This window comes from Sporosarcina cyprini, assembly GCF_022048975.1.
GTDB classification, from domain to species: domain Bacteria; phylum Bacillota; class Bacilli; order Bacillales_A; family Planococcaceae; genus Sporosarcina; species Sporosarcina cyprini.
This window is the reverse complement of the sequence record NZ_JAKMHX010000019.1, coordinates 57088-83078: the sequence shown is the minus strand read 5'-3', so window position 1 is coordinate 83078 and position 25991 is coordinate 57088. Positions and strand designations below refer to the sequence as shown.

Here is a 25991-nt window from a genome sequence, read left to right as displayed (position 1 = left end):
TGAAGTGACCCCTAAAAGTTAGACACGGTATTACTTCAGGCAGCTTGGGTAAAATGAGTTCGGTATTGCACCGGACTCATTTTTAATTTTGCCTTCAACCGTTTTGTATTATAGTAATTGATGTATCTTTCCAGTTCTATTTTGAAATGTTCTACACTTTCAAATTCCTTTAAATAGAGGAACTCGGATTTCATAATGCCAAAGAAATTTTCCATCACAGAATTGTCGTAACAGTTTCCCTTGCGGGACATACTTTGCACAATCCCCCTAGACTCAAGTGCGTGACGATATTGCTTCATTTGATAATGCCAACCTTGATCCGAATGCATTAGTAGCTGGTGGTCCTCCGGCAAGCGTTCCAAAGCCTTCTCCAACATATCGGAAACAAGTGAATACGTTGGTCTTGAACCAATGGTATAGGTAATGATCTCACCGTTAAACAAATCCAATACAGGTGATAAATAAAGTTTTTCCCCAAACAGCTTAAATTCCGTAATGTCGGTGACCCATTTTTCGTTTGGGGCATCTGCAGTAAAGTTGCGTTCTAAATTATTAGGCGCGATTTTACCAACCGTCCCTTTATAAGATTTATATTTTTTCATACGGACCAAGCACTTTAAACCTAACTCTCTCATGATGCGCTGAACCTTCTTATGATTCACCTTTCGTCCACGATTGGCAAGCTCATCACGGATACGACGATAGCCATAACGTCCTTCGTGTTCTTCATAAATCGACTTAATTTCTGCCTTTATATCTGCGTCTGGATCTGGCTGATTCAGACGTGCCACCAAATGATAATACGTACTCCGTGGAATACCAGCGAGCTTCACGAGTAACTTTACCGGATATGCATGCCTTAGTTCAAAGACTACTTGCGCTTTGTCTTTTTTGGTGATTTTTCCTTGTTTTGAACTAAGGCATTCAACTTTTTTAAATACGTGTTTTCCATTTCTAGTTGTTTAATACGAGCTTCAAGCGCCTCAGTAGACCCTTTAACCGGTGCAGGTTTATGTTGTTGATTGGATTCCTTTTTCACGGATGGACGCCCCTTTTTCTTTGATTGAAGGGCATCCACTCCTTGTGTCTCCAACTGTTTCCTCCAAACTAAAATTGTAGAAGGGGAAGGGATCTTAAAAATAGCCGCAGTTTCATTTAAGGATGTGCCCTGTTCAATCATGTAATTGAGTACGTCCAGTTTAAACTGTTGTGTGTAAGTTGTACAAGACTTAATAAAAGCTTCGGCACCATGATATTCGTATTGTTTGACCCACTTAAGGATTGCTTTATTATCTGTCTGCAAAGACTTGGCTATTTCATGTGAACTTTCCCTGCCATTTAAATAACGATTAACTGCATGTAACTTATCTTCTACAGTAAATTTAGCCATAGAAAAACTGCACCTCCAATTATTAGATGGTGTCTAACAATTGGGGTGCAGTTCACATGTGAGGTTCTGTCAAAAATCGATATATTACTTTCGTTCCACTGGCATCGAGCAGCATCTAAAGGAACCACCCGATTTGATGATCTCCGAAAAATCGATTTCGATGACGTTAAATCCGTGTTTCCGCAAAGCGGCATTTACCTCTTTATTCTGGGGCAAGCTGAACACTTTTCCGTTTCCAATGGAGAGCACGTTCGTCCCCATTGTGAACTGTTCCTCCGCATTCACTTCGATCAGTTCATACGAAGCCGCAAGTTCCTTCACCGTCTCCGGATCAAATGCCGGAGGAAAAATAAGAGCTTTTTCAGGTGATACAATATTGAATACACAATCGAGGTGCAAATACTTCTCATTGAACGGAATCTTTTTTATGTCGTAGCCAGACAGTTTCTGCTCCAATTGCTTGACCGCTTCTTCGGATGTCCGGCTGCTTATGCCAATGTAAACGGTATCCCGATCGACAATGACATCTCCGCCTTCTACACGGCTCGTTGTTACCTGATATGGAATGTTTTGCGCTGTCAGCCAATCTTCCAGAATGGTTTCTTCACCTTTACGGATGTCCGTTGCAAGTTCTGCTACAAATATCGTTTCTCCTATTGTAAAACCGATATCACGTGTAAATACTTGTTCTGGATATTCAGGAGAAGCAGGAAGCTTGATCACATCCACTCCATGTTCCTTCAGTAGCTTTTCAAACTCGGCATGCTGCCTCATGGCACGATGTTGATTGATTTCTTCTGCTTCGTATACCTTTTGTACTTCGTTGATAGCCTCTTCAATTGCCATAAATTTTGGCTGGCAAAGGATCACTCGGCATAATCGATCATATTCTGTATCACATTTCGTTTGAATTTGTTTATTTACATGAGCTTCCACTACATATGCCTCCAGTAACTAAAGTCTTTCTTTCCTTTCCCTTTCGTTACTGGCAGCAAACATGGTTAAGAACCCTTTTCCTGGTCGGACATGAGCGGATAATCTGAAATAGGTTCTGCAAATGGCGGCATCAGCTCGCTTGAAGCCAAACCGGATGTGCCTGAATTCCGTATTTTCCGGATGACTAATTCAGAATCCTTCATTTCCACTTCTACCGTTTCACCCAAGATCACCTGCAAATAATCTAACATTTCTTCGCTCAATGTGACCGCGAATGTATCATTGGACCGTATGATTCGCTGAGGTGAAAATTTCGGGGCATTCCCCTTCCATTGATCCATCCATCTCCCTCCTCCCTTTCATCGTTGCCAAGTCATGCCTCGGCCATACTCGGCAATCCGCTCGCTTCCTCTAGTGTTAGCAGGCATTCTTTCATCTCCAGTCCTCCGCGAAATCCAGTCAATTTGCCGTTTTTGCCGATCACGCGATGGCACGGAACAGCAATCAAGATCGGATTGGCGCCGATTGCTCCGCCAACAGCTCTCACTGCATTTGGCTTTCCAATCAACTCTGCAATTTCAGCATAATTCTTCGTGGATCCGTAAGGAATTTGCTGTAATGCATTCCAGACATCTTGCTGAAAGGCCGTTCCATGAAGATCAACAGGCATAGAAAACTTTTTCAAGGAACCGTCCATGTAGGCGGCAAGCTCCTGCGTCCAGGGGGCGAGCTTCTCCGGGTTTTCATGTAAAACTGCTTGTGGCAGCCTCTTCTTCTGCCATTCGTTCAGCTCCCCAAACGTTGATTGATTGGGACTGATATAACAAATCCCTTTATCCGTAGCCGCTATTATCAATTGCCAGTCTCGATGCCTGAAGTCTGTCCAATAAATATCCATCCCGCTTCCTCCTCCGCTCTTTTTTCATTATATCTAATACATCCTGTCCTATCTATGTTACAAATAAATAAAGAGGAGGAATGGGCATGGAGCGATATGACAAAATTCAAATCCCGGTTCCATCAGAATTCAGTTTCGATCAAAATATGAAGTACTTGATCGATGCGGGAAATGAATGCATGTATGAAGTGGAAGATAGCCATATTCGGCGGGCACTTTCTATTCCTGGAGAAGCACCGGTTTTCATTGACATCAGCGATGCTGGAGCTGATGGCTTGCTCGTCCAAATATGGGGAGCAGCGGACGATGCGACACTTCAGAAAGTGCAGCATTATGTAACAGACTGGTTCGACTTAGAAACCGATTTGCGTCCATTCTATGCGATGGCACAGGAAGATCGCTATTTGTCAAAGGCCATAGAGCAATTTTACGGCTTGCGCAATATGGGCATCCCTGATTTTTTTGAAGCGGTCAGCTGGGGCATAATCGGCCAGCAAATCAATCTGGCTTTCGCTTTTACACTCAAACGCCGATTCGTCGAGACTTTCGGATCTTCTATCGAATGGGAAGGCAAGCGCTATTGGCTTTTTCCTACACCCGAAACGATTGCAGCACTGTCAGTAGAAGAGTTGGTCCCTTTACAAATGACACAGCGGAAAAGTGAATATCTAATTGGGGTGGCCCGACTGATTGTCGAAGGGACACTTTCCAAAGAAGTTGTGCAAGCGGCGGGTTCTTATAAGGAAGCTGAGAAAATGTTAACTTCTGTGCGTGGAATTGGTCCTTGGACCGCGAATTACGTGCTCATGCGCTGCCTTCGCTCGCCGAATGCGTTTCCGCTCGCAGATGTCGGACTGCTAAATGCCATTAAGTATCTTGATAACTTGGATGAAAAGCCAAGCCGCGAGGAGCTATTGCGTCTCGCTGTACCGTGGGCTGATTGGGAATCCTATGCCACGTTCTATTTGTGGCGGTTTTTGTATTGAAGCGGAATATTAAGGTGATTTATTGCCAGTCGAAAATACCTGGAGACAGCGAAGTTTAATAAGTAGATTTCCCATACCTCATCATTCGATGTATTTAGGGAGCATTCACTCTTTATCGTGGAAATTATTTATTTCCCGCAATTGAGATTCCACGGCAATATACCGCTGAAATATTGATTTAACAAGCTTTCCCAACTAATAACGAAGGGAAATAATTGCATTTCTCTGTCGATTTCCCGGGAAATAAATCGAAAGGGAACTCCATTTCCCGGAGTTCCCTTCTCTCTGCCTATAGTTCTTTACCAATCCCATAGTAATGAGCCATTTCGCTTTCTGGCACCATGCCGCCGCCCGTTGCCCAAACGAGATGTGTTGCATTGGGATGATCGGCATCTTGTACTGCATCGGAAATCGTTTGCATTGGACCTGTCATGCCGGCCAATGCAGAAGGCTCAAGACGGATTCCTTCCGAATCGGCAAGCACGGTGAGGAGCCGGAACATCGTCTGATCTGCTATTGTGTAGCACCCTTCGATAAGAGGTGCCATCGTCTTCCCGACAAAACCGGATGGTCTTCCTACTGCAAGGCCATCTGCTACTGTTTTATTATCTAGCCCGATATCATTCACAGCAATTTCCTCATGCAATCCAGTCATCATGCCGAGCAGCATGCAAGGGGAATGGGTCGGCTCGGCAAAGAAGCAATGGACATGGTCTCCGAATGCCTTTTTCAATCCAAACGCGACACCGCCCGGACCCCCGCCGACACCGCACGGCAAATAGACGAATAGCGGGTGATCCTTGTCCACTTGAATGCCTTGCTCTTTCAGTTGAGCGGCTACCCGTTCTCCAGCTACTGCATACCCGAGGAATAGATCAATGGAATTCTCATCATCGACAAAATGACATAGCGGATCGGCTTCCGCCTGCTTGCGCCCTTCCTCAACCGCCTTGCTGTAATCGTCAGCATACTCGACTACCGATACTCCCTTTTCCCTCAGCATATCCTTCTTCCACTGCTTCGCATCCGCTGACATATGGACCGTAACATTGAACCCAAGCTTCGCACTCATAATTCCGATACTGAGACCGAGATTACCTGTTGATCCGACCGCAATCTTATGTTTGGCCAGCTCATTACGCAGTTCTGGTTCATCAAATTTACTATAGCTGTCTCCTTCTGTAATCAATCCTTTATCAAGCGCAATTGTTTCCGCATGCTTCAGCACTTCATAAATACCGCCACGTGCCTTGATTGATCCTGAAATAGGCAATGCATTGTCTTCTTTCAAATACAGCTTGCCTGGAATGCTACACCCGTAGGCATCTCCAAGTGATTTTGCCATCGCTGAAATCTCGGTTAACGGGGACTCAATGATTCCTTGAGCGGGAGCTGTTTCTGGAAACACCTTCGCAATATACGGAGCAAATCGCTTTAAACGGTCGCTCGCTTCCTGCACTGCAGCGTCAGAGATACCGGATTGCGTGATCCCTTGTTGAGCCGGGCCGTTCTCCGGATTTAGCCATAACACTTCTTTTTCCCCGATTAGTTCCTGAATCAGTGGATACGTTTTTATTAATTGTGCACGTTGTATTTCGTTCATCCTAACACCGCCTGCTAGATTATTTTTCCCTAGTATAGCATGGCTTATTTCAAGACGTACTCATCAATTAATTGCCGTGTCACATCGAACCGGGACGGGCCGCTTTCATCCCGATCCTCCACAGCCCCCATTACGACGGTAACAATTCGTCTGCCGTCAAATACGCCCGTACTCGCAAAACAGGAGCCTGCTCCTTCTGTGTAACCTGTTTTCAACCCATCGATTCCATTCATCGCAAGCGGCATCCCCGGAAGCATAATATTCGTATTCCAGCGCACGACTCCATCTCTCGTCGTGAAATCAGTCATGTTTGAATAGTCCAGCACTTCTGGATGATCTTTAATCAATAACTGTGCGAGCGCAGCCACATCTCTCGCCGATGCTCTATTCGTCTCCTCTTCATCCAGACCGGTTGCGTTAACGAAATGAGCGGATCGCAAACCAAATTCTTCGGCCTTGGCATTCATCACCTCAACAAACGCATCTTCAGATCCGCTTACCGCTTCCGCCAGAGCAATCGCCGCATCATTAGCCGAAAGGACGGTCATCGCCGTAAATAACTCTTGAACGGAATATGTATTAGATGAAGACATGCCAAGCGTCACCATTTGCGGATCCGCAGTCTTTTGGAAGACTTCCACAGATGGTTGATAAAGCGTGTCCCAATTAATGCGCCCGCTTTTAATGGCATCCAGCACGATATATTGTGTCATCATCTTAGACATGCTCGCGATCGGTAAAGACTCTTTGCTATTCATTTCAAATAAAATCTTATTTGTCTCGACATCTACTACAATGGCCGCTTTCGCCCCGACACCAGGCCTCTCTTCTTTCGCCGTTTGTTCTTTTTGGAAGTAAAGGAAAGCCAGTAAAATGATCGTTACCAGCGCCAGTAATTTTTTCATAAGACATCCCCCATGTTCATTTACTTCTATCATCCCTGCTAATCATGAAGAATTATGCATCGCCATTCTGAAGAATTTCTTAAGATAAGCAAATTCCCCCTCTATCAACCGCACACACCTCAAAGATCGCCTCGGAATACTGTAAGAGTAATGACACTTCAAACTCAGGGAACCCTGAGGACAAACTCGTACGACCGTTTTTGGTCTACTGTGGGAAGGTGATGCATATTTCATTGTATACAGATGTTCTTTCTTGAAAGGAAATCAGACAGAAAGGAAGGATGCTCAGCTCAATGAATACGAAGGATTGCCGATACCTGTCCAGGAACAGGCAAATCTCATGCATTAATGGTATTCCCAGAGTGGGGCAATGAGCTGAAACGGTTCGAGGAGGGGTTCCTACGGTCGAAGCTCTTAAAATTCGGCAAGTTCATTGCCAGCTCGTCCTCTTATAAGAACTAGGAAGGGCAGTTTGAAAAAGTAATGAAAGGCTAGCACCTTTACGAATTTCTATAATAAAAAAGCTGCCTCCTCGATAACGGGGAGACAGCTTTTTTCATTAAAGTTTGGTCCGCACATCCCAGAGTTCGGGGAAGAATTGGTGTTCCAGCATCTGCTTTAAATAACTGACACCCGACGAACCGCCAGTTCCTGTCTTGAAACCGATAATCCGCTCTACGGTTTTCATGTGGCGGAAACGCCATTGCTGGTGGCTGTCTTCAATATCAACGAGCTTTTCAGCTAACTGGTACAGATCCCAGTGAGTGTCCACGTCCCGGTACACTTGCAGCCAGGCATCCGCTACGGTCGGATCCCCTTGATAAGTAACCGAGTAATCGCGATCCAGCAATTCTGGATTGATTGAGAAACCGGCGCGCGCCAAAGCTCGGATGGCCACGTCGTAAATCCCTGGAGCCTGGTAAGCTGCCGTTAACTCTCGGGCGAGTTCTGGATCCTTCTCATAGATTTTCAAGATATGTGGCTGTTTGAAGCCCAATGCGAATTCGATCAGCCGATTCTGATAGGACTGGAAGCCTGATGCACGGCCGAGACTTTCGCGAAATTCCATATATTCAGCAGGCGTCAATGTCGCCAGTACGTCCCATGCTTGAATAATTTGCGATTGGACGCGGGAGACGCGCGCCAGCATTTTGAACGCTTCCGGCAGCTCATCACGCTCAATCGATTCAATCGCCGTATTCAACTCATGCAGTATAAGCTTCATCCAAAGTTCGCTCACTTGGTGAATGACGATGAACAGCATTTCATCATGATGGCCGGATAAGCGCTCCTGACTCGATAACACTTTATCGAGACGAAGGTACTCTCCATACGTCATATTTTCTTTAAAATCGGTATGAATCCCTTTTTCCGTCATGCGCGCCACTTCCTTACGACAGCACGGACCGGGCTTCCATCGGCACCTTGAAGCGGGAGGGGCAAAGCGATTAATTCATAATCACCTGGCTCCACTTCGTCCAGCACAATGTTCTCTAAAATCAAAACGCCGTTAGCATGGAGAGAATGATGAGCGTCCAGCGTCTTGCTCGGTTCCGGATCGACAGATGGCGTGTCGACACCGATCAGCTTGACGCCCCGCTCTTGCAGCAACGGGCCGATATCCGCACGCAATATTGTGTAGGTATCCGGAAACACATCCGGACTCGGACGGCTTCCCGTTTTCAATAAAATCCGACTTGCACCGCCAAAGTCGATGGCCTCAAGATCCGAACGGCCGACGCTTTCAAGGCCGGTCACATCAATAACCCTGGCTTTCCCGATATACACATCGATCGGGAGCTCATCCACCTTTGCCCCCTCATCATCGTAATGGAAAGGGGCGTCAATATGCGTCCCCATATGAGTACTCGTAGTCAACTTGCCAATGTTGACGGAACCAGTAAACTCTTTAATAAAACGCACTTCATAGGTGAACGGCGTGTCTCCCGGCCATTCTGCAATGCCATTATGAAGCGGTTGCGAAATATCGATCCATTTCTCTGTCATGCAACGACTCCCCTTTTATTCTCAAATTGTTCGTATTGTTTTTCTTCCATGATGACTTTCAGCTTTTGCACCGTATGCCAAACATCTTCAAACGAATTGTAAAGCGCCACTGGTGCAAGGCGGATGCCATTTGGCGCCCTGAAGTCCGGAATGACGCCATCCTTTTTAAGTGCCTTGCAAATGCGGGCTGCTTCGGCATGTTCCAGCAATACATGGCCTCCCCGCGAATTATCAGTCGGATTGCCGATGGTGAATTCATATGGCGCCAGTTCATGCCGAATTAATTCCAGCATATAAGACGTCAATTGAAGCGATTTCTGGCGGATCGCAGGCATGCCCACTTCCTCAAATAGCGTAAGAGAACCGAGCAGCGGAGCGAGGCTAAGCACATGGGGTGTGCCGATTTGAAAAGCGCCTGCATGCTCCGCGGGATCCATCGTATGCTCCATGTCGAATTGCGATTCCTTTTTGGAACCGAACCAACCCGCTAATCCCGGCAGCGTGCCAAAATGCTTTTCATGAATGAACAGGCCACCAACGGATCCCGGACCGCCGTTTAAATGTTTGTATGTACACCAGAAAGCGAAATCCGTTCCCCACTCATGAAGAGCATGCTCGACCGAACCGACGGAGTGGCACAGATCAAAACCAATTGGAATGCTTCGCTCATGGGCTGCTTTCATCAGCTTTTCCATATCGAGAATCTGGCCGCTGCGATACAGCACCGCAGGGAGAACAACGAGCGCTACTTCTTCCGTCATAGCAGCGATAATATCCTCTTCCCGCAGCATCCTGCCGTCCGGACTCTTCACCCGGATCAAATGCACATCCGGGTCATACCCCTTCAGCCGCAATTGACTCTGAAGCGCATAAATATCAGAAGGAAAATTCAACTCATCCGCAAGAATCTTCGTCTTCTTGCCTGCAGGCTTGTAAAACGTCGAAACCAGCTGATGCAGATTGGTTGTCGTCGAGCCCGTCGCAACCGTCTCCTCCGGCTTCCCGCCTACAAGCGGCGCCATCTTTGCACCCACCTGTTCAGACAAATAAAACCACGGATGCCCCCCCTCCGTCCAGCCATCAATCCCGAGCGTTTTCCACGAATCCAGCAGCGCATGCAACGTCCGCTCCGCCCGCTTGGACAGCAAACCAAGCGAATTCCCATCCATGTAAATCGCATGCGGCAGCAAATAAAACTCCTCTTTATAAGCAGCAAGACCGTCTTGCTCATCTAACGTTCTCGCATAAGCTAAAGTCATTGTCTCCATACCCAATCCCCTTTCTCACCTTACTAGAAGAATAGCATATCCGGCACGGTAGAGGGAAAGGCAAGTTGAAAATCATATTGGATAGCAGGTCAGACATGATGGGTTGTTGACGAGCTGGGAGCAATTGATTGAAAGGCGACCAGTACCTTATTAGCACGAGTGCTCATATATTACAAAGACTGCTCGTATATCCAGATAACTGCTCATAAGTGCGGGACAAGTGCTCGTAAAGCCAGGATAGTGCTCGTATATTTAAAAGAGTCCTCGATTGTATGTGGGAAGTGCTCGTATCCATCGAAAGAGTGCTCAATTCATTTATTGTGGCAAGTAGCAAAGCTCAAGGCACTAGTATTGCAACAATAGGAAGCAGCGCCATTCTCCAGACTACAGCATTACCACAAACAAAAAACCACTCCCTTGCCTACAGGCTGGAGTGGTGATGGGGTCTTCTCAGTCTAGTCAGTCATTTGAACCAGCCTTTTTCCTTGAAGCGGGAAATGGCTTCGATTCGGTTACCGACACCGAGTTTATCGAGAATGGTCGAGATGTAGTTGCGGACAGTGCCTGGCGTCAAGTACAGTTCGCCGGCAATTTCTTTTGTCGTTTTGCCCTCCGCCACAAGGCCGAGCACTTGGCTTTCGCGTTCGGTAAGCGGATTTTCTGTGTCGTCGTCATCGCCATAAGCAATGTCGACGAGCTCGGGGGCATAGATCCGACGGCCGGCCATGATGGCATGGATGGAAGAGACAAGTTCTTCGATCGGGCTGTCTTTCAGCAAATAGCCCCGCACTTCAGCTTTTCGGGCCCGCTCAAAATAGCCGGCGCGCGCGAAGGTCGTCAAAATGATAATTTTACAATCTTTCCCGCGCAGCATCTCTGCGGCGTCCAACCCTGTTTGCACCGGCATTTCAATATCCATAATGCAGATGTCCGGATCGTGAGCGTTGACGAGAGCGACTGCCTCTTCCCCGTTTTTCGCCATGCCGACCACTTCCATATCCTCTTCCATGTTCAGCAGGGAACCGAGCGCCCCTAACATCATTCCCTGGTCCTCCGCAATGACAATACGTATCATTCCGATTTCTCCCCTTCCTGATGAGTGATGACAAGCGGCACACGGATCGTCAACGTCGTGCCCTCTTCCACTTCCACAGACAAACTTCCATTTACGAATTCCAAGCGTTCCGCCATGCCGCGTAGCCCGCTGCCAGTCATTTCTCCTGTCTTCCGGTTCAGCCCAGTTCCGTTGTCCTGGACGATTATCCGAAATTCATTCAGGCGCCGTTCAAAAAGTATGAGACACGCCGTAGCGCCACTATGCTTCACGATGTTTGTCACCGCTTCCTTCAAGCACATGCTCAAAACGTTTTCCAAGATGACCGGAAGTTCGCCCAGCTGATTCTCGCCCTCAATCCGACACTCCATTTCAGCGGCTTTGATGATTTGTCTGACTCGGATTAATTCGTCCTGCAGCTTAGTTGCCCGGATGCCCGCCACCAATTCACGCACTTCTTTTAGTGCAATGCTTGCCGTATGCCGGATGTCATTCAATTCCTTTTCGGCCTCTTCCGGATTTCGGGTGATCAGCCTTCGAGCCAAATCACTTTTCAAACCGATCATGGACAGTTTCTGACCGAGAGTATCATGCAAATCGCGCGCAATTCTTTCTCTCTCTTCCAATAAAACCAATTCGGAAATTCGCTCTTTCGCATCCTCCAGCTGATCTTCTAAGTTCTCTTTTTTTCCTCTGTGATACAAATTGAATGGTAATAAAATAACTCCGATCACCGTGACGATTATGAAATGCACTTGCGGCAAAAACAAATGGATGTCAATGAAGAATCCAGCGACAATCGCACCAATTGTGAAAAAGATATGTAGGCCGTACATGATGAAAAATCCGACCGGCCGGCGGATATTGCCTATGAAAAACGCAGTGAAAATGGAGAAGTACACGTAGCCAAAAAGCAGCGTCATCACAATATTGATCACCATTTCAAAGCTGAGCCACATGTAGACCAGTCCGGATTTTGATTTAAAGGAAAAGAAATAGGACAAGAAAAACAGCAACAATAGGCTGATTCCGATAATCACACTGAGCAGATTCGTGACGCGGAAGATGAAGAAGAACGGCAGCAGGCAAAAGATGACCCATGCGTAAATACTGAGCCACGGGTTTCTCGGAAAGATCGTATACCATTTCTGCATAAGCTGCACCTCACTTCATTTGTAACTTCAGTATACCGCACGAACCTGTCCGTCCACAAAAACACTGAAAGATACTGGCGTCCTTATGAAAACAACCGCCCCTATGAGGAGGCGGCGGCTCTTTACTTGCTGTCGAAACTCGTGCGTTTCGGTTTTAAATCAAGTGACATCGCTGTACGCTTCACCCGATCTTTCACTTCTTTGAAAGTGACGAACGTTTTATTCTCAGGGTCATATAACTTATAGCGTAATGATTCTAAGCTCGTTCGAATCGTAATGGTCGTCGCCCTTTGAAGTGGCGGTGTGGATTCGTGCGCCAATTCCAAGTTGTAATTCGGCACGCGCGGCGCCAAGTGATGCACATGGTGGAAACCGATATTTCCTGTTGCCCATTGCAACACTTTTGGAAGTTTATAATACGAGCTTCCTTCAACAGCCGCTTTCACATAATCCCATTCCGATTCTTCCTCGAAATAGGAATCCTCGAATGTATGCTGAATATAGAACAGCCAAATGCCGAGTGCTGCCGCAACAAACATAATCGAACCTTGCACGATTAGAAACGCTTGCCACCCGACAAGCCAAATCATCAATGCATAAACAGCCACAAGAATTGCGTTTGTCAAATACGTATTCATTCGTTCTTTCCGGCGTGCGTCCTTCCGGTTGAAGCGGCTTGAAATTAAGACTAAATAAAGTGGCCCCAAACCGAACATAACTAATGGATTGCGATAAAACCGATACGCAAAACGGGTCCATTTAGATGCTTCCAAGTATTCCTGAATTGTCAGCACCCAGATGTCGCCGACTCCGCGCTTATCCAAATTCGAGCTGGAAGCATGGTGGATCGCATGCTCGCGCTTCCATTGTTCATAAGGAAATAAAGTGAGCACGCCTGTAATCGTGCCGACGATATCATTCGCTTTTTTATTCCTGAAAAATGAACCGTGCGTGCAATCGTGGAAGATGATGAACGTTCGCACAACAAATCCAGCAGCTACGACGGCAATCGCAAAGGTAAGCCAGATGGAAACAGATAAGCTTTGGTAGGCAAGAAACCAAAGGATAAATATTGGCGGAACGGTATTGATCAACTGAATGACACTTTTCTTCAAGTCTGATTTAGCAAAAGGAGCCACATCTTTATGCAACTGCTTAGTCTTCTCTTTACTCATAGTACGTATCCTCCTCAAATCGGAAGTTTTTTGATACTACCATCGTAAAATGAAATGAGCATTGGCAGAAGACATAAATGTAATGACTTTTCATATGACAACTATCATTTTTTGTGAATTAATTCACAAACTAATTCTTATTTCAACATGCCGCCGTCTACTTCCAGCACAGTTCCATTCACAAAATCCGCCTCGTCCGAAGCTAAGAATAGATAGGCATTTGCAATATCTTCAGGCTTTCCTAAACGGGTAAATGGTGTCATCAGTCGAATTTGTTCCATTACCTTCTCCGGGATCGTATGAATCATTTCCGTTTCAATAAAACCCGGTGCAACGGCATTTACATTAATGCCCTTCCGCCCGTATTCTTTCGCCCATGTCCTCGTCATGCCAATGACGCCGGCTTTCGACGCAGCGTAATTTGTCTGACCGACATTGCCGCCTGTCCCTGCGATGGAGGATGTATTAATGATCTTGCCTTTTCCTTGCGCCAGCATAGGAGGCAAGAAAGCTTGTGTGCAATGAAAAACGCCTGTCATATTCACATCGAGAACACGCTGAAAGTCTGCAGGATCCATTTTGACCAGTAATGCATCTTTTGTGATGCCGGCGTTATTCACGAGAATATCTACTTTGCCAAAGTGAGACAGCACCTGTGCGGCCACAGCCTGTACAGCTTCCCCATCCGCCACGTCCACTGGAAAGAAGGCCACTTCAATTCCTTCGCCATGCAATTGACGGGCCCTCTCTTCTCCGGCTTTCTCGTCATAATCCAAAATAGCCACTTGGGCTCCTTCTTTACCAAACAGGCGGGCAGCAACTGCGCCGATTCCTTTTGCCCCTCCCGTCAGGACAGCCGTTTTCCCCTTTAAACGCTCCATTAAATCCCTCTTTCCCCAATTATTATTTTTTATTTATTCATATTCTATCATATTGCAAAGCTAACCCACACATGAAACCCAAGCCTATTCCCTTTACTATGTAGTTTTCCTATGAAAAAAAGCAGGTCTCAAATGAGCGCCTGCTTCTATCTCACCCTTACACGTATGCTTCAACCGCCGACTGGATTTTCGAACGGGTAATTGAATAATGACTGGCATTCCAAACCGCTTGGCCATCGACGAACAATAAAAGCTGAGGGGTTTCGTGACGTATGCCAGTAGCCAATTCAATGTCATTGGATACAGAACGGGCTGTTTGAACGGTGACAAAGTATTTCGGAATAGAGGTATCGAATCTCTCGAATTCCCTGAAACCAGCTGCACTGACTGGACATGTAGAGCTATGCTTAAGAAGGAACACGGCTCCTCCTTTAGAGGCATCCCTCACGTCGGCCCATTCATCAGTCGAATGAATTTCTTTCATTTTCTTCCTCTCCTCCATCTCTTCAATTAATTATTTTTTCCCGTCCTATTGGCCATTCTAAACATTAGATCTTTCTGATGCGCTAAAATAAGAAGCGCGGAAAGGCAGCCTAACAATACGGGCACTACATAGCTAAACGGAAACAAGCAGGATAGAAACGGCACGGCTACTATCGCGGCGAATCCTGCCAAGGTAAAGCTGCGGATAAATGGATACACTAGCAGAAACACGATTGCGAAACCGGCGAACAAAGGCGGGTAGAACATGAGCAGACCGCCAATGTATGTGGAGATCCCCTGCCCGCCGCGAAATTTATAAAATACCGGTAATATATGTCCTAGCATGGCCGCGAGAAGAACTGCTAATTCAACGGCCGTTCCGCAATCCAGCCACTTGGCGGCTGCAACGGGAATGGCCCCTTTTAAGGCATCCCCGAGGAAAACAAGGACAAAGGCCCGCTTCCCAAGCACACGGCCCGCATTACGAGCTCCCGGATTGCCACTTCCTTCGATCCGAATATTGCGGCCAAATATCTTGCCAATCCATGTTGCGGTAAGTATGGTGCCAAGCAAATACGCGCCAATGATCAGAATTACAACAATCATGACAGACCTTCTTTCGAACTTTTCATTGTCAGATGCGTTTGTTATTATGTATGAACAATACGTTATGGAACTGAGGTGTAACCCCTTGAAAATACTCTTTACCCGAATGGCAGCAGCCTTTTTGCTCTGCCTAGTATTCGGAGGCATATTTGCATTCATTGCCCGGGGGATTAGTAAGGCGACCATCTTCCAATTCGATGATACGATCATTTCAATCGTACAGGGATGGGAAAATAGTTGGCTAACACCCATCATGAAGGCATTTACATGGATAGGCTCCACTACCGTCGTTCTGCTCCTGATTGCTGCAGGCTTTATTCTCCTCTTTTACATCATGAAAGAGCGCATGCAGGCCTATCTTTACCTCACCGTTATGCTCGGTACCGGTGTACTGAATCAAGTGCTGAAAATGATATTTAAGCGGGAGCGGCCAGAGATCCATCGACTGATCGAAATTGGAGGCTATAGTTTTCCGAGCGGCCACACGATGATGTCGTTCAGCTTATACGCCATTATTGCGTACATTGTCTGGCGCCATACCAAATCGGCCTTTAGCAGAATAGCATCCATTCTATTCGCCATCATCATGGCGTTATCGATCGCAATCAGCCGCATCTATCTCGGCGTCCACTATCCGAGTGATGTGGCAGGCGGGATGGCAGCAAGCGCATTTTGGCTCATTGTATCCATTTCCGTCTACGGCTACTATCAGGACCGTACAGCAAAAAGTTCGAAACCGTCCACTGCATAAAGTGGGCGGTTACTTTTTTTATGGGCGGCAGAAATTCTTTCGTCTTGCTAGTATATGGAATGCCGCCAAGGTTTGATCTAGCAAAACTGCCTTTTAGCCTTCATACTTCTTCGCTTCTTCTTCCGACAGCACGCGCGGATCAAATCCACTCATCTCCACGTAATCCACTCGGCCGTTCACTTTCACTTCATAGACATCCCGATTGCTCGTGCTTTGAACCGACTCGACAGTTTCCTCTTTCTTCTTATAGTAAGCTGTAATATCCTTTTCTACCCAAAGAGGGACTTCGTTTCGTAATTTTTGTCGCTCTTCCTGCTTTTGATCCCACGCCTGCTTCGCTTGAGGGTCTAGTCTGAAATAGATATCCTGTAATAGATCTATCACTTCCCCGAACCCGATAATCAGAAGGCCATAAAGGACATGCGTCGCAATAATGCCGATGAAACCGTAAAGGGCTATGCCGCTGATTGAACTGCCTACATAAACAGCTTCCCCAAATTCATTGAAGAACTGGTCTCCCATTCCTGAGGAAGTTGCCAGGAAGACGATTGCTTGTATGACACCCCATCCCATGACGACGATACCAGCAATTTTAATCATATTCCCAATAATGCTGCGCTGTTTGAAAAAGGATCCCATCTGTTCCACCTCTTGTGTTTTATTTCTTACCTACTGTACGATACAGAAAAGAAAATAGTTTCAGAATGGAGGGAATTCAGATGAATCCTTTTACAGAGAAAGTCGTCACCATCATATCGGGCATACCGGCAGGGCGGGTGATGTCATACGGACAAGTAGCCGCCTGTGCCGGAAATCCAAGGGGCGCCAGGCAAGTGGTTCGGGTGCTGCATTCCATGAGTGCAAAACACCAATTGCCCTGGCATCGAGTCATCAACGCACAAGGCGGCATTTCAACGCCGACAGACCGGGAAGATAAAGGCAACAGGCAACAGGAGCTGCTTCAATCGGAAGGCGTCCAGTTCAATGAGAACGGTAAAATCGACCTGTCAATCTATCGCTGGTTTCCTGAAATCGAAGAAGAGGAATGGCGGTAAAGGAATGCTAGCCCTGTTCTGCCGGCCTTCTTTAACAGGCAAATGACGGACCAGTTTACATTGCCGCAGACTCCCTATAGAGCACACGCTGTACCGAGAGCACACGATCAATTTTGAACATGCGCCTCTCCTTGCGCAAAAAACAATAGGCGATGAACGTATTCACCCCGATTGAAAGGATTTCAACACGGCGCTTTGTGAGCTGACCATCCGCACGCATGTAAATCATATCCGCCAATTCGTGGCGCTCGCACAATTTGAGCAATTCATTTCGCATACAACAACCTCCCGAAAGGAACATTTGTTCTCATTATATGCGAACAGTGGCGATAATGCAATTGGCGTCTCCATTATCACGAGGGAGTCCGTCACGAGTTGGCGTAACTTTACTCTGCTCCCGCTCCTCCCCCGTCTCCGCCACCACTGCCACCACTTGTGGAAGTATCCCCCACAGAACTATGGTTGCTTCCCCCACCCAACCAGCTTTCATCCTGCCCCCATGCATGGTGCTCGATCGGCAGGAACGAGAGCGGATCAGTTGATAATATCGGCCAAGTCGTAAAAGGGCGAACGCGGGAAATGATCGGCTTTACCAAATACATACGCCGTTCATATCGTTCGATATCGTCATTTGACCAATTGGGAGGAGGATTCATTGACCAATACCTGAAATAGTTGACTCCCCATTTATACCGCAGCGCTCTCCACGAACCCACTATGTGGAATGGTGTCATGTAAAAAAGGAGTGCCATTGCGGCTAGCAAAGCAAAACAGGCCATGCGCATGTGATAAAACGGCAGCGTGTAAATGAAAATAGCCATTGTGGCAAAATAGAAGATTGGCGGTATGCGCTCTAATGGGCTTTTCCAGAATGTCCAAAGAGGAATGGCTGTTAGGACGATAGCAATGATTGTATACCAATAGCTATCAAGCGCCATCCAGCTTACTAAGCTGAAAAACAGGCCGCCGCAAATGAGCAAACTCCGTTTCAGGTAATTCGGCCATTTTGTCGTCAGGGCACCTGCCTCTTCCAACAACTTAACCACTTCCCACTCCCACTCTCTCCTTTTTGCATCAAAACGTATTATAGATTGATTGCTGTGTCGCTTTCCTTTTATAGCGCTTAACGAACCTATGTCATGCAAGTGGAATTTCCTCCGGCTCATGCCCGTCTTGAATAAAAAATTGATGAGCCGTTGTTCAACTGGCGCAATCGGCTCGGTGGTTGGATTTACATAAAAAGCGAGAGTTTCAGACGGCATATCCTTGCGTTCCCTGAATCTTTCTGCCGAAGGCTCTGTCACCATCTGCACCCTGCCCTTCTCTACAAGTGAAAACAGACCAGCCAAAATACTTTTTCGCTGCGGATTTCCGTTCGTATGAATAAAGAAGAGATACAGTGGATCCACGTGTAGCAGCTTTTCCCAGTCCATTTTCCATCCAATCACCTTCTGGCGCATCATCAGAATGACAAGAGAGGCTAGAACGAGCAAGATCATCATCCAATTGGCTATCGTGATAAGTGATGAGATGGACTCCTCCCGTTGTTCGATGTTTGCCTGCCACTTCGTTTGAGACTGAATAGCTGATTTGAAAGATTGCGGGTCCGGTAGCTTAAATTGCTCCGTCATAATGGCAGATGCATAAAGAACCTTCGTTTCCGTCAGCGTGCGTGCCTTGGAGACAGGAACACTAAAAATGATGCCATCTTCATATACTTTGGGTGTGTTGATCGTTACGGCTGTTAGGGCGCCATGGATATCTCGGTCGCCGACTGCTTCCGGCAAAACATATGTTATGGACACATCGTGCAAGTCTTTATTATGATTTTTTCCATTTTCAAAGTATGTGATATCTAATGAACTGTAGCTCTCATACGAAACAACGGCTTTTTTCATTATGTATACATAAAGGACATTCATCGTATCCTTTTGATTCTCTAAGGAGGTGACCATCGTTTCATTTTTCTTTGTCGTTTCCATTGGAACCAGCGTCGTTTTGTCAATTTCTCCTACCGCCGGGTTATTGCCTTTAATCCAGTAGGCCTCAAATGACTCTATCTGATGGACATGGCGATCTGGAAAGGATCGTTCCAACGTTGAAAATGAACCGTCTAACGTATAGGTGAATACTTCATTCACAACCATATCCCCATTTGGCTGGACCCACCCTTTGATTTGCACCCGGTCAATGGAATATGATTTCGCATGCGCGTTGCCAGGCTGAAATAACACAATTATCAAACCTATTAGAAAAACAGCTCTCCAATTCACCACCAGCTCCACACCTCCTTCTCGAACATACGGGTCGTAGAAGCAAAAGTTTCACCTTTACGTGTTATTCCAAAAAGATAGACGTAAAACTTACGTTTTGTCTTCTTCTGGCTAGCCAAACATTAAAAACAATTGACGTGTAAAGCAATTATCGACATTTGGGAAAAATTCTTTTTCAAAAAGTTTATCGCTCACTTCCTGACGTAACCCATCACCTAGGATAATCAACCCATCCACGTCAATTTCACCGGATAGTTCTCCTCCACACTTCCGCCACAACTCCCCTAGGGATGGCGTTGCCACGCCTGACAGGGAATGGTACAATGGTCAGTAGGATATTGATGAAAAGGAGTGAGTCTTCATGTGGTTCCTATTTATTATGTACACGCTGTTTGCTTTCATCTTAGCAGGTACGTTGTTCGGTCTTGTGCGGACGTTTGCTAATCATAAATAAGAAGAGACCGGTCGTTACATGCTTGCGTGTAATGACTTTTTTATTGGGGAGGGAATGAAATGCAGATTGAAACGGAGCGATTGCTTCTGGCGGCTTGTACCGAAGAGTCGGTTGCAGAGGCGTCACTTGCCGGATATGATATGAGGCTGCATATCTATGAGCATCTAACAGCGTTACGCGAGGATCCTTCTCTGTTGGGATGGGGCGCGTGGTTTGTCACGTGCAAAAAGACGGGCGAGGTCATCGGGGATATTGGCTTCAAAGGAAGCCCTGACGTAAAGGGGTGCGTGGAGGCAGGTTATGGTATTGTGCCGACAGCACAAGGGAAAGGCTTTGCAACGGAAGCAGTTCAAGCTGTGATCCAGTGGGCTTTTTCATCGCCAGCCGTCAAGCAAATCATCGCCGAATGCCATGCCGAGAATTTGGCTTCCATCCGTGTGCTGGAGAAGTTACAAATGGAACGGGCCGCAAGCAAGAATGGACTGCTGAAGTGGCAGTTACAAAGAAAGTGACAGGCGGGCAACCAAGCTCCCGCCTATCACTTTGCTGACTGGCTGCTTTTTGCTCCATCCCATTTTGACGGAAGAGCAGCAGGGTTTATCCTCTATCATCATTGTGGCGGCATTACATCGGGCGGATGCAGATTTTCATTCCCCTTTGCAAAGGTAGACATTTCATCGTTCACTTGAATCGCCGCAGATGCGTTTCCAGCGCCGACAAATGCTAAAAACAATACTGCCAAGAACGCTACATACCATTTCCGTTTCATGTCATCTTCTCTCCTTTCTCGTAAAAGTAAATCGCATACGCATCGGCCTTTTCAAAGTTGCCGATGGAGCGGTGGTAGTTGGCGAGCCGCCAAGCAAACCGTCTTGCTTCTCCTATGTAACCATGTTCTTTTAAAAAAGGGAATGCTATTTGTTCACAATAGTCAAAAAGATCATGTTGGGAAAATTTCTTCTTTCGAAAGTACGTCAGCTGTATCGCTATATATGGGTCATCCTTCCCCCGCGCGAGCACCTCTAATTCCTCAAGCAGGTGATCCATTTCAAGCCCTTCCTCGGAGGCTGTCTGCAGCATATGAATGAGGACGGATGTATAAAGCGGTTCTTCCGGTGTCATCAAGGATTTTAATTCCTTCAACAGCATATAGGCCGAATTATGATGCCCTCTTCTATTCTGGAGCATTGAATAATTATAGAGCACCCCTTCATACAAAGAGGCTTCATCCATAAGACGGGCGTTCCGCAAAAGCGTCTTAAACAATTCCTCTGCCTGCAAAAACAAATCACGATTTGCAAAATTGACAGCCTGAAGCATTTGGGCATGCATGAGACGCAAGTAATTGCAGTCCTTCTGGAATTGATTGATGGCCAGTTCGGCAAAGTAGGACGATTGGCCGTATTCGGTGTTCCGTTGCATGAGCCAGGCATTCTGATAATAAAACTCACCTTCGAACAATTGCGGAACTCGCCCATTCCGATCCTCAAGCCGCCCTGCAATTTCCCGTGCTTTCGCTTCTTCCTGAACAAACACATAATAAATAAAGTAAAAGACTTTTGCTGCGCCCCGCTCATATTCATCAAACGTCTGATCGAGCCTGGACAATATTTGCATTTGCTGCGTCGCTTTTTGGCGATCCTGCTGAATCAAATAAAACCGAAGCTTGTACAACTCATAGCGGTTGACGAGATCGGTCGACTGCAAATAATCCTTCTTCTGCTCCAGCTCCTCATAAAGCACTTCCATTGATTTCAAATCATAGTACACCGAATAGGTAATGAACTTCTCCAGTTTTTCTCGATATGTATGGTAGACATCTAGTTCTTGATTCCATTCGACATTCATCCGGGCAAACAGCTCGTCCAATGTCTCTTCGTGCGGAACGTATTTGTTTGATTCAATCTTGCTCAGATGGGAAATCGAACAAATTCCCTCGCATAGCTCCGCCTGGGTCAAATTATTCTTCATGCGGTAGTACTTCACAATGGACCCGACATTCATTCGACACACCCCTCGCTTTTTAATCAAACCTAACACAGAATATAGGGGATATACATGAGAAAACAGTCCCAGGGGAGTGAGGACTGTTCTGCTCATGATTCCTATAGTATGTCCGATGGCGACAATTGTTTAGGCTAACCCACCATGGACGTGAATCCGCTGTAAAATTTATCGAGGTGCTTGCTGCCTTCCTTGCTCTTTCACTGTACCAAACAATGAGCGTTTGCGAAATTGGGAAAATCCCCACGAAATTCGGCAAGGCATGTCGTCTGTTGCAGGTCTAATTGCCCCCGCGAGCGCAAAAAACACCGGCAAACTGGTTGCCGGTGCGTTACCTGTTAAGCTTTCACGTCCCGCTGGACAAACGTCGTGTAACTGATAACAAGGAATACAACAACGTACACTGCGAGGACAGCCAGCGAGAATGGCAGTGAGATGCCCTCTACCATCTGATAGCCTGTTTCGTACTGCGTCAAATCCATATGGGTGAATAAAATATATTTGGCTACTTCATAGCGAGAAAGCAGCATCGTAACGGTTGAACCCATGAAATAAATGAACAGCGACAACCCGATTGCGAGTGAACTGGAACGGAACACACTGCCAATCGTAAAGGCAAATGCCGACGTTACAAACACACTGCCGAACGATAAGAGCAACATGTAAAAGCTTTTACCCCAAATAGAGCCTTCCACCACTTCTTTACCATTCCAAACGAGATATTGGCCGTCACCCGACTTGAATAAGATGAACGCCAACGCGACGAGCACGATATAGCCAATCAACATAAGCAGAATTCCGAATAAGTTGACCGCGATGAACTTCGAAGTAAGGATTTTCCACCGTTTCACTGGACGCGTCAACAACATTTTGACGGTTCCCTGAGAAAACTCGGCAGCCACTATACCCGCAGCCACGATAACCGCCAGCAATAGAACTGTTCCTGAAATGCCAGACGGATCCATGATCATGGCCTCCCGGCTAAACTGATCCAATGGTTCAATCGAGTTGGACAGGCGGTAATCCAGCACTTTTTCTTCGCCTTCCAATTCTTTTCTTTCGGATTTCGTCAATGACGTATCTGCCAGTTGTGCACGGACTCCCGCCAGCTCACCTTCCATACTGGCCTTCCAATCTGCTTGCTCGCCGACTGATACTTCAACGGAAGCATTGCCAACTTGTTTCATTGAATCCGTCCGCTGCGTATCAATCCATTTCGTCAGCCCCATCATTCCTGCCGTTAATACAACCAACAGGGCGACCATAACCCACGTCCCTTTTTTATGCCACAATTTCATCCATTCATTTTGTAAGAGTTTCAGCAATTTGGCCACCTCCCGTCATTTCCAAAAACTCATCTTCGAGCGTTCTCTTATGCGGCTGGATAGCAAATATCTCTAAGCCTTCCGCAATCATTGACCGGACGAGGCCCGGAATTTGCGCTTGCTCCGCATTGACAATGAACCCATCCTTAAACCGTTCGACCGTAAAGTCTTGAGCGGCAAGCAAAGTGTCCACCCGCTCGGCTGGCGACGCTTCCACATAATAAAACGATCCCTGTGTCTCTGACATTTCGCGAATATCGATCAGTTTACCATTTTGAATGACCGCAATCCGATCACACATCAGTTCAATTTCCGACAACATATGGCTCGATACGAAGACCGAGACGCCTTCTGTTTCCGCTATCCGTCGCAAATACGTACGGAATTCCCGGATGCCTGCCGGGTCCAGACCGTTTGTCGGTTCATCCAAAATCAAAAACTTTGGCCGGTGTAACAACGCCTGCGCAAGTCCAAGCCGCTGCCGCATTCCGAGTGAATACGTACCCACCTTCTCATGAATCCGGTTTTGCATTCCTACTTGCCGGACGACTTCGTCGATGCGCTCCTTCGTCACTCCTTTATGCATACGGGCGAAGTGCAACAGATTCTTATAGCCGGTCATGTATTTGTACATCTCCGGATTTTCAACAATGACCCCCACTTTGGACATGCCTTCTTCAAAATTGTCCCGAAGCGAGACGCCGTCAATGATAACATCGCCGCCCGACGGCTTCATGAGTCCTACCATCATCCGGATTGTCGTTGTTTTCCCCGCTCCATTCGGGCCGAGAAACCCCGTGATTTGGCCCGGATATAATGATAGATTCAAATTATCAATCAACAGCTTACCGCCGATCGATTTGGATAGGTTTTTCAATTCCACGATTGGTTTCATTTCAATATCCACTTCCTTTCCTTACGCTTTTTCTTTAAACAAGGACACCATCCAGCTTGTCGCATCCACTCCATGAATATCACGGATATCGTCGATTGGCTCCTGAGCAATGATTTTTCCATGGCGCAGCACGATAATTTCGTCTAGCAGCGGTTCCACTTCTTTTATTTCATGCGTGGACATCAACACGGTTTGGCGCTCCGGATCTGTAAAACGGATTAGCCCTTTTGCAATATCTTCCCGCACCATTGGATCGAGCCCCGAAAACGGTTCGTCGAGCAAATAATAGTCCGCATCCCTTCCAAGAGTCACCGCAATCTTCACTCGCCCTCGATTCCCCTTGGACAAGTTTTTCATTCGGGCATCCAAAGAAATATTCAAAAACTGCGCGATCTCTTTTGCTTTGATCAAATCAAAATCCTCGAACTGGGAAGCGTAATAGTCAAACAGCTGGCCGACTTTAAAATAGGGATAAAACGCATCCGTATCCGACATATACGCTAAATGAGCGGCAATATTTCTCGTAATCGGTTCCCCATTAAACGTCGCCTTTCCCTCATCGGGAGTCAGCAATCCCGCAATCACTTTTAACATCGTCGACTTGCCGCTCCCATTTTCCCCGACGAGGCCGATAATTTTTCCTTGCGGCAGTTCCAATGACACTTGATCGAGTACCCGTTTGCCGCCATACTTTTTCGAAATGCCCTGTAACTTAATCATTGGAGCCACTCCGTTCTATCAGTACTTTCACCATCTCATCTCTCGTAAACCCAAACGCCTCCACGCTTATAAGGAAGGTCGTGACCAGCTGCTCCTTCATCTCATGGCGGAGAGCTGCAATCCTCTCTTCATTTTCTGTCACGAACGAACCCTGCCCCCTTCTCGTTTCCGTGATTTCCATCTGCTCCAACTCCTTATACACACGTTGCATCGTATTCGCGTTTACACCCGCCTCAACAGCGTATTCCCGAACGGATGGCAGCTTCTCGCCTGTTGCCAAATCGCCCCGAATGATGTCCCCTAAAATGCGATCGATGAGCTGTTGGTAGATCGGCTTATCCGGTGTAAATTCAATGCTCATCGTCCGTTCCTCACTTTCCGGCTAAGCATGAAAACTGCAGCCATAAATAATAACAATGAAAAGAAGCCATATAGCAGCAAACCCCCGCCTGTGACAAACGCACTTTCCGGTATTAGTGCCGTTAAAATGAAATGACGGTACTCCATGAACGTCAGATTATTTATGCCAAACTTCGAATCCATAAGGGGCATTGCCTCACGGAGCCGTTGGAAAGGTGTACTAAAATAAATTGCTCCCCACGAAAGAATGGCCCCGACCCCCAGAAAAGCGGTCATCACAGAGGCAACCACTCCGGATACCAACTCGCTCTTCACCATCTGGAAGAACGACCAGAAAAAGAAGCTGACCGCCATGATGAACACCGCATTGATCAAGAGTGTTACAATGACACCCGCCGCAACATACAATGCTGTTCCAATCGAAATTGATTCAGATGGATGACTCATGTAATATACAAGCCCCGTCATCAGGGAGCACAAGATGAGCGAACAGAGTGTAATGAGAATGGCGAGCACCGCCTTCATTCCAACGAGCCTGAAAAGAGACATCTTGGTATGAAGCCATAAATCCAGATGAAGAAATTCTTGATTCACACTGCTAATTAATAAAAAGGCCATGATAAACATATGAATGGCAAACCACATACCGGTCATATCCTTAATCTCTAGCACCGTATCCAATCGAGGATTGCTATAGAGAGGTGCGTAGCTGAACGCGCCAATGGCGATATTGACGACAAGGAAACTGATGGCAATCCACCGGGACTGCATCCATTCTTTATACAGCAGACCTGCTGACACGCCCATG

Annotated in this window: 29 protein-coding genes; 4 read left to right on the top strand and 25 right to left on the bottom strand. The window is 46.7% G+C overall.

The genetic code is table 11. From position 1 onward, the window contains the following. Positions 1-35: 35 nt before the first annotated feature. From L7D49_RS07055 to L7D49_RS07040, 4 genes are all read right to left on the bottom strand, one after another. A protein-coding gene (locus tag L7D49_RS07055; RefSeq protein ID WP_238080140.1) for an IS3 family transposase occupies positions 36-1390 on the bottom strand; the annotation gives its coding sequence in 2 pieces (ribosomal slippage) (positions 36-937 and positions 937-1390; 1356 coding nt in all). Between the two features lie 84 nt (positions 1391-1474). Further along, positions 1475-2326: a dimethylarginine dimethylaminohydrolase family protein gene (locus L7D49_RS07050; RefSeq protein ID WP_238080139.1), complete on the bottom strand. Its 852-nt coding sequence runs from the start codon at positions 2324-2326 to the stop codon at positions 1475-1477. Positions 2327-2391: 65 nt separating this feature from the next. Then, positions 2392-2667, bottom strand: a complete 276-nt coding sequence (locus L7D49_RS07045; protein WP_238080138.1) for a hypothetical protein — start codon at positions 2665-2667, stop codon at positions 2392-2394. 32 nt (positions 2668-2699) lie between these two features. Further along, the gene (locus L7D49_RS07040; protein ID WP_238080137.1) at positions 2700-3224 is read right to left on the bottom strand and encodes a methylated-DNA--[protein]-cysteine S-methyltransferase; all 525 of its coding nucleotides are present in this window, start codon (positions 3222-3224) and stop codon (positions 2700-2702) included. An 86-nt stretch (positions 3225-3310) separates the two neighbouring features. Between L7D49_RS07040 and L7D49_RS07035 the strand changes: the two genes are divergently transcribed. Beyond that, positions 3311-4210 (top strand): DNA-3-methyladenine glycosylase family protein, encoded by a 900-nt coding sequence (locus L7D49_RS07035; protein ID WP_272493171.1) that lies wholly within the window; start codon positions 3311-3313, stop codon positions 4208-4210. A 289-nt stretch (positions 4211-4499) separates the two neighbouring features. Here the strand turns inward: L7D49_RS07035 and L7D49_RS07030 are convergent, their stop codons facing one another. The 11 genes from L7D49_RS07030 to L7D49_RS06980 all read right to left on the bottom strand — a co-directional run bounded on the left by L7D49_RS07030 (position 4500) and on the right by L7D49_RS06980 (position 15346). Beyond that, on the bottom strand, positions 4500-5813 hold the full coding sequence (locus L7D49_RS07030; protein ID WP_238080135.1) for a D-serine ammonia-lyase: 1314 nt from the start codon (positions 5811-5813) through the stop codon (positions 4500-4502). Between the two features lie 44 nt (positions 5814-5857). Then, positions 5858-6718, bottom strand: coding sequence for a D-alanyl-D-alanine carboxypeptidase family protein (locus tag L7D49_RS07025; protein ID WP_238080134.1), 861 nt, complete (start codon positions 6716-6718; stop codon positions 5858-5860). Positions 6719-7277: 559 nt separating this feature from the next. After that, a complete protein-coding gene (kynA, locus tag L7D49_RS07020; RefSeq protein ID WP_238080133.1) occupies positions 7278-8096 on the bottom strand; it encodes a tryptophan 2,3-dioxygenase in 819 nt (272 codons plus the stop codon). Beyond that, positions 8093-8725 (bottom strand): arylformamidase, encoded by a 633-nt coding sequence (gene kynB, locus L7D49_RS07015; RefSeq protein ID WP_238080132.1) that lies wholly within the window; start codon positions 8723-8725, stop codon positions 8093-8095. The genes kynA and kynB overlap by 4 nt, the downstream gene beginning before the upstream one ends. Then, a complete protein-coding gene (gene kynU, locus L7D49_RS07010; protein WP_238080131.1) occupies positions 8722-9993 on the bottom strand; it encodes a kynureninase in 1272 nt (423 codons plus the stop codon). Before kynU ends, kynB begins: the two co-directional genes overlap by 4 nt. 463 nt (positions 9994-10456) lie before the next feature. Then, positions 10457-11068, bottom strand: a complete 612-nt coding sequence (locus L7D49_RS07005) for a response regulator transcription factor (protein WP_238080130.1) — start codon at positions 11066-11068, stop codon at positions 10457-10459. Then, complete coding sequence (locus L7D49_RS07000; RefSeq protein ID WP_238080129.1) at positions 11065-12201, bottom strand: sensor histidine kinase; 1137 nt, start codon at positions 12199-12201, stop codon at positions 11065-11067. The genes L7D49_RS07005 and L7D49_RS07000 overlap by 4 nt, the downstream gene beginning before the upstream one ends. 122 nt (positions 12202-12323) lie before the next feature. Next, positions 12324-13376 (bottom strand): Delta(5) desaturase DesA, encoded by a 1053-nt coding sequence (gene desA, locus L7D49_RS06995; protein WP_238080128.1) that lies wholly within the window; start codon positions 13374-13376, stop codon positions 12324-12326. Positions 13377-13513: 137 nt separating this feature from the next. Beyond that, positions 13514-14257, bottom strand: coding sequence for a 3-oxoacyl-ACP reductase FabG (gene fabG / locus L7D49_RS06990; protein WP_238080127.1), 744 nt, complete (start codon positions 14255-14257; stop codon positions 13514-13516). A gap of 157 nt (positions 14258-14414) precedes the next feature. After that, positions 14415-14741, bottom strand: coding sequence for a bacillithiol system redox-active protein YtxJ (gene ytxJ / locus L7D49_RS06985; RefSeq protein WP_238080126.1), 327 nt, complete (start codon positions 14739-14741; stop codon positions 14415-14417). Between the two features lie 26 nt (positions 14742-14767). Continuing rightward, on the bottom strand, positions 14768-15346 hold the full coding sequence (locus L7D49_RS06980; protein ID WP_238080125.1) for a glycerol-3-phosphate acyltransferase: 579 nt from the start codon (positions 15344-15346) through the stop codon (positions 14768-14770). Between the two features lie 85 nt (positions 15347-15431). Here L7D49_RS06980 and L7D49_RS06975 point away from each other — a divergent pair, with 85 nt between their 5' ends. Further along, on the top strand, positions 15432-16097 hold the full coding sequence (locus L7D49_RS06975; RefSeq protein ID WP_238080124.1) for a phosphatase PAP2 family protein: 666 nt from the start codon (positions 15432-15434) through the stop codon (positions 16095-16097). 93 nt (positions 16098-16190) lie between these two features. On the opposite strand, the gene L7D49_RS06970 is transcribed toward L7D49_RS06975, so the two are convergent. Then, on the bottom strand, positions 16191-16736 hold the full coding sequence (locus tag L7D49_RS06970) for a hypothetical protein (protein ID WP_238080123.1): 546 nt from the start codon (positions 16734-16736) through the stop codon (positions 16191-16193). A gap of 80 nt (positions 16737-16816) precedes the next feature. Here L7D49_RS06970 and L7D49_RS06965 point away from each other — a divergent pair, with 80 nt between their 5' ends. Then, the gene (locus tag L7D49_RS06965) at positions 16817-17152 is read left to right on the top strand and encodes an MGMT family protein (protein ID WP_238080122.1); all 336 of its coding nucleotides are present in this window, start codon (positions 16817-16819) and stop codon (positions 17150-17152) included. A 55-nt stretch (positions 17153-17207) separates the two neighbouring features. Here the strand turns inward: L7D49_RS06965 and L7D49_RS06960 are convergent, their stop codons facing one another. Both L7D49_RS06960 and L7D49_RS06955 read right to left on the bottom strand, forming a co-directional pair. Further along, positions 17208-17429, bottom strand: a complete 222-nt coding sequence (locus L7D49_RS06960; RefSeq protein ID WP_238080121.1) for a WYL domain-containing protein — start codon at positions 17427-17429, stop codon at positions 17208-17210. Between the two features lie 109 nt (positions 17430-17538). Beyond that, positions 17539-19428 (bottom strand): DUF2207 domain-containing protein, encoded by a 1890-nt coding sequence (locus L7D49_RS06955; RefSeq protein ID WP_238080120.1) that lies wholly within the window; start codon positions 19426-19428, stop codon positions 17539-17541. 510 nt (positions 19429-19938) lie between these two features. Between L7D49_RS06955 and L7D49_RS06950 the strand changes: the two genes are divergently transcribed. After that, complete coding sequence (locus L7D49_RS06950; protein WP_238080119.1) at positions 19939-20391, top strand: GNAT family N-acetyltransferase; 453 nt, start codon at positions 19939-19941, stop codon at positions 20389-20391. A gap of 98 nt (positions 20392-20489) precedes the next feature. On the opposite strand, the gene L7D49_RS06945 is transcribed toward L7D49_RS06950, so the two are convergent. The 7 genes from L7D49_RS06945 to L7D49_RS06915 form a co-directional block, all read right to left on the bottom strand. Next, positions 20490-20648: a hypothetical protein gene (locus L7D49_RS06945; protein WP_238080118.1), complete on the bottom strand. Its 159-nt coding sequence runs from the start codon at positions 20646-20648 to the stop codon at positions 20490-20492. Then, positions 20645-21883, bottom strand: coding sequence for a helix-turn-helix domain-containing protein (locus L7D49_RS06940; protein WP_238080117.1), 1239 nt, complete (start codon positions 21881-21883; stop codon positions 20645-20647). Before L7D49_RS06940 ends, L7D49_RS06945 begins: the two co-directional genes overlap by 4 nt. Positions 21884-22221: 338 nt before the next feature. Further along, positions 22222-23217, bottom strand: a complete 996-nt coding sequence (locus L7D49_RS06935; protein ID WP_238080116.1) for an ABC transporter permease — start codon at positions 23215-23217, stop codon at positions 22222-22224. Next, positions 23186-24103, bottom strand: coding sequence for an ABC transporter ATP-binding protein (locus L7D49_RS06930; RefSeq protein WP_238080115.1), 918 nt, complete (start codon positions 24101-24103; stop codon positions 23186-23188). Before L7D49_RS06930 ends, L7D49_RS06935 begins: the two co-directional genes overlap by 32 nt. Positions 24104-24124: 21 nt before the next feature. Further along, a complete protein-coding gene (locus L7D49_RS06925; RefSeq protein WP_238080114.1) occupies positions 24125-24823 on the bottom strand; it encodes an ABC transporter ATP-binding protein in 699 nt (232 codons plus the stop codon). Then, complete coding sequence (locus L7D49_RS06920) at positions 24816-25184, bottom strand: GntR family transcriptional regulator (RefSeq protein ID WP_238080113.1); 369 nt, start codon at positions 25182-25184, stop codon at positions 24816-24818. Before L7D49_RS06920 ends, L7D49_RS06925 begins: the two co-directional genes overlap by 8 nt. Then, positions 25181-25990, bottom strand: a complete 810-nt coding sequence (locus tag L7D49_RS06915) for a hypothetical protein (RefSeq protein WP_238080112.1) — start codon at positions 25988-25990, stop codon at positions 25181-25183. Before L7D49_RS06915 ends, L7D49_RS06920 begins: the two co-directional genes overlap by 4 nt. Position 25991: the final 1 nt, after the last annotated feature.

What these genes read in the sequence shown, in the direction of transcription:
- L7D49_RS07045 (WP_238080138.1), bottom strand. Translation starts at nt 2,667, where the DNA reads ATGGATCAATGGAAGGGGAATGCCCCGAAATTTTCACCTCAGCGAATC.
- L7D49_RS07040 (WP_238080137.1), bottom strand. Translation starts at nt 3,224, where the DNA reads ATGGATATTTATTGGACAGACTTCAGGCATCGAGACTGGCAATTGATA.
- L7D49_RS07035 (WP_272493171.1), top strand. Translation starts at nt 3,311, where the DNA reads ATGGAGCGATATGACAAAATTCAAATCCCGGTTCCATCAGAATTCAGT.
- L7D49_RS07030 (WP_238080135.1), bottom strand. Translation starts at nt 5,813, where the DNA reads ATGAACGAAATACAACGTGCACAATTAATAAAAACGTATCCACTGATT.
- L7D49_RS07025 (WP_238080134.1), bottom strand. Translation starts at nt 6,718, where the DNA reads ATGAAAAAATTACTGGCGCTGGTAACGATCATTTTACTGGCTTTCCTT.
- kynA (WP_238080133.1), bottom strand. Translation starts at nt 8,096, where the DNA reads ATGACGGAAAAAGGGATTCATACCGATTTTAAAGAAAATATGACGTAT.
- kynB (WP_238080132.1), bottom strand. Translation starts at nt 8,725, where the DNA reads ATGACAGAGAAATGGATCGATATTTCGCAACCGCTTCATAATGGCATT.
- kynU (WP_238080131.1), bottom strand. Translation starts at nt 9,993, where the DNA reads ATGGAGACAATGACTTTAGCTTATGCGAGAACGTTAGATGAGCAAGAC.
- L7D49_RS07005 (WP_238080130.1), bottom strand. Translation starts at nt 11,068, where the DNA reads ATGATACGTATTGTCATTGCGGAGGACCAGGGAATGATGTTAGGGGCG.
- L7D49_RS07000 (WP_238080129.1), bottom strand. Translation starts at nt 12,201, where the DNA reads ATGCAGAAATGGTATACGATCTTTCCGAGAAACCCGTGGCTCAGTATT.
- desA (WP_238080128.1), bottom strand. Translation starts at nt 13,376, where the DNA reads ATGAGTAAAGAGAAGACTAAGCAGTTGCATAAAGATGTGGCTCCTTTT.
- fabG (WP_238080127.1), bottom strand. Translation starts at nt 14,257, where the DNA reads ATGGAGCGTTTAAAGGGGAAAACGGCTGTCCTGACGGGAGGGGCAAAA.
- ytxJ (WP_238080126.1), bottom strand. Translation starts at nt 14,741, where the DNA reads ATGAAAGAAATTCATTCGACTGATGAATGGGCCGACGTGAGGGATGCC.
- L7D49_RS06980 (WP_238080125.1), bottom strand. Translation starts at nt 15,346, where the DNA reads ATGATTGTTGTAATTCTGATCATTGGCGCGTATTTGCTTGGCACCATA.
- L7D49_RS06970 (WP_238080123.1), bottom strand. Translation starts at nt 16,736, where the DNA reads ATGGGATCCTTTTTCAAACAGCGCAGCATTATTGGGAATATGATTAAA.
- L7D49_RS06965 (WP_238080122.1), top strand. Translation starts at nt 16,817, where the DNA reads ATGAATCCTTTTACAGAGAAAGTCGTCACCATCATATCGGGCATACCG.
- L7D49_RS06960 (WP_238080121.1), bottom strand. Translation starts at nt 17,429, where the DNA reads ATGCGAAATGAATTGCTCAAATTGTGCGAGCGCCACGAATTGGCGGAT.
- L7D49_RS06950 (WP_238080119.1), top strand. Translation starts at nt 19,939, where the DNA reads ATGCAGATTGAAACGGAGCGATTGCTTCTGGCGGCTTGTACCGAAGAG.
- L7D49_RS06945 (WP_238080118.1), bottom strand. Translation starts at nt 20,648, where the DNA reads ATGAAACGGAAATGGTATGTAGCGTTCTTGGCAGTATTGTTTTTAGCA.
- L7D49_RS06940 (WP_238080117.1), bottom strand. Translation starts at nt 21,883, where the DNA reads ATGAATGTCGGGTCCATTGTGAAGTACTACCGCATGAAGAATAATTTG.
- L7D49_RS06930 (WP_238080115.1), bottom strand. Translation starts at nt 24,103, where the DNA reads ATGAAACCAATCGTGGAATTGAAAAACCTATCCAAATCGATCGGCGGT.
- L7D49_RS06925 (WP_238080114.1), bottom strand. Translation starts at nt 24,823, where the DNA reads ATGATTAAGTTACAGGGCATTTCGAAAAAGTATGGCGGCAAACGGGTA.
- L7D49_RS06920 (WP_238080113.1), bottom strand. Translation starts at nt 25,184, where the DNA reads ATGAGCATTGAATTTACACCGGATAAGCCGATCTACCAACAGCTCATC.
- L7D49_RS06915 (WP_238080112.1), bottom strand. Translation starts at nt 25,990, where the DNA reads ATGGGCGTGTCAGCAGGTCTGCTGTATAAAGAATGGATGCAGTCCCGG.